General features: G+C 40.8%; 1 protein-coding gene and 1 pseudogene. Both read right to left on the bottom strand.

Annotated elements, in window-relative coordinates; all coding sequences use genetic code 11:
* A pseudogene (locus tag EYW48_RS20970) lies at nt 1-86 on the bottom strand (VOC family protein); the annotation flags it as partial.
* 164 nt (nt 87-250) lie between these two features.
* The gene (locus EYW48_RS20965; RefSeq protein ID WP_277433024.1) at nt 251-691 is read right to left on the bottom strand and encodes a zinc ribbon domain-containing protein; all 441 of its coding nucleotides are present in this window, start codon (nt 689-691) and stop codon (nt 251-253) included.
* Nucleotides 692-2,009 lie beyond the last annotated feature (1,318 nt).

The raw sequence follows: 2,009 nt of genomic DNA, 5'->3' as shown, positions 1-2,009 counted from the left end.
CCAAACACAGAAGAGAAGAATGACTTTGTTGATTCCAAATCCTTTGCGCCAAACTCTACATAATTTAGCTTTTCATGCTGATTCATTTCCTGCCCCTTTGTAATTTTTCCGAAAAGCGTATAACGCCAAATTAAGGTGTGAACAACGCTAGCACCCTACCTAAAGGATTGTGCCATAAACACAAAACTAGACTGAAGTGAAAGCGCCAAGCGTTGTGAATCACTCTTAAATTTATTGTTATGTGTATTTTCTACCCTAATTTAGAACCACAGCTTGGGCAAAATTTATTATCACCTTTGATTTCTTCACCGCAACTCGCGCAGTACGACTGAGCTTGTGGGGTATCACGACCTAATTTCTTGTTAAATGGGTCTGGCTCCTTATCAGGAGAGACTATTTCTTGCGCTGAAAACCTATTTTGGGCAAATGCATTATAAATATGGTAAATACCAGTAATAATTGAAGATACAATTATAAAATATCCAATCAGACTCCAATATTGTGGACCGGAATCAGCCGTTGTATTAATCCAAACAACTCCAAATAGAGTACCCCCCACTAGTTCACTTAACCCCCTTCCTAAAGACGGTGCACGACCCGTTTTTATAGATGCAATATTCCCTTGTTCATCTGCCATTGTAACTTTCTGTACTGAGTCATTTTTTTGCCCTTCTTTTGATGGCTCTTTCATATTCCTACCTATATCCGTTGTAACTTTAGTTCTTCCTGTATACACATAACGCCCAATTAAGTGGTGAACAACGCACTGACCAAGCCGCCGTATTGCACCGTAAAACACTTTACCTAACGCATAGTAAAACTGCCACGCGTTGAGAATCCACTTGAATTGCTTGTTATGTGAATGTAACCGTGAATTCAAAGTAAACCACCGTAGAAATTAAGATATTTGAATAAGTTACGTACAAAAACGATGCTTACCAAAACCTAAATTTCACAGCGATCTGAGCCAAAGAGAGCCACTTGCAGAATCAACAACAAAGAAAGCGCCCTTTCAGCGACCGCCAAACCTTTTACGTCACCAGATTTTCAGGGCTGAATGTCAGCAAGTGAATCAGTCAAAAAAGCATTTTAATTTAAGCGATTTGAAACTGACGAAACTCAACACAAACCAGATCCAAAACTTAATTGAGGCAACCCAAGAACCTTGAAAACGATCAATCTCAGATTGTTCAAGAATTCATTTCGACCAAGCCAACTTGCCGAAAACACGGAGCGAATTCTCAATGAAATCGTAGCTTGGACCCTAAAAACTGACCAAACACATAACGCCGCGTTAAGTGGTGAGCAACGCGACCACAATCCTAAACCATTGCACCTTAAACACAAAACTCAACCTAGAGCCGAAACTCCCAAGCGTTGGGAATCCGTCTTAAACGCCTAGTTAGCTGCTGCACTTTCGCTAGAAAAATACGCCAAACTGCCTAATTTGAAACACATTATTGCTTTCAAACAGCAAAGTAAAACGGACAGCTGTAAAATTAAAACCTAATCCACGAAATGCGCTTGGCAAAGAAGAAATGACCGAGTAAATCACCATTTCTGAACTCGGTAATTTGCAAAGAATTCTATCGAAAAAGCCAACGACAGAGCACACGAAACGAATTTAGGCATTCATAAATTTCAACAGCAAAGAAGCCACGCCAATGAACTTAACAAACACAACATTTCCCGTAAGCAGACTTCGTTGAGTTCAAACACTTCCCGAAAAGTGCCACTGGCGAGATAGTTGAGAAGCTGAGATTTGTCCGGTGTGTAGCTAGAAAACCCAAAGCCTTTCCACCCTAAACTCACCGTTTTTCTTAACCCCAGCTAACGCCGCGTTAAGTGGTGAGCAACGCGACCACAATCCTAAATCATTGCGCCTTAAACACAAAACTCAACCTAGAGCCGAAACTCCCAAGCGTTGGGAATCCGTCTTAAACGCCTAGTTAGCTGCTGCACTTTCGCTAGCAAATTACGCCAAAATGCCTAATTTGAAACACATTATT

The sequence above is a fragment of the Vibrio sp. 1180_3 genome, assembly GCF_029478545.1.
Lineage (GTDB): Bacteria > Pseudomonadota > Gammaproteobacteria > Enterobacterales > Vibrionaceae > Vibrio > Vibrio aestuarianus.
The sequence above is the reverse complement of the archived record's forward strand: the minus strand, read 5'-3'. Positions and strand labels throughout refer to the sequence as shown.

Bases quoted from the DNA above. Each gene is read 5' to 3' on its own strand.
- EYW48_RS20965 (WP_277433024.1), bottom strand. From the start codon at position 691: ATGAAAGAGCCATCAAAAGAAGGGCAAAAAAATGACTCAGTACAGAAA.